This window comes from Chromobacterium sp. IRSSSOUMB001, from assembly GCF_023507765.1.
Classification (GTDB): Bacteria; Pseudomonadota; Gammaproteobacteria; order Burkholderiales; family Chromobacteriaceae; genus Chromobacterium; species Chromobacterium haemolyticum.
In genome coordinates, this window is sequence record NZ_JALCYU010000063.1 from 1 (window position 1) to 428 (window position 428).

The window sequence follows — 428 nt, forward strand, 5'->3', positions numbered from 1 at the left end:
ATGCAGGACCGTTTCTCCTGGGGTCAGGTGGGGTTGTCGGCGTTCTCAGCGGCGGCGACCGCCGGCCTGGCGGGGGCATCCAACACCTCTTCTTTGTCAGCCTTTGCCGGCAAAGGGCTGGGCGAGACGGTGGCGCGGACGATGGCGGTCAACGCGATGACCCAGGGCGTGGGTATGGCTACCGGGCTGCAAAAGTCGTTCAACTGGACCTCGGTGGCGGCCAGCGGCGCGGCGGCCGGGGTCAGCGGCTGGATGGGCGACAGTCTGGGCTGGAAGAGCTCGGATCCGGTGGCCGGCGTTGGCTACGGCACGCTGCGCGGGCTGGTATCGGGCGGCATCCAGTCGCAACTGACCGGCCAACGTCCTAACTGGAGCGCAATCGCGGCGGAGTCGTTTGGCAGCGCGCTGGGTGACCAGGTGGTGAGCGG

General features: G+C 68.7%; 1 protein-coding gene. It reads left to right on the top strand.

The features are described from left to right. A partial coding sequence (locus MOV80_RS23320; protein ID WP_249605567.1) for a hypothetical protein occupies positions 1–428 on the top strand: 428 nt, incomplete at both ends.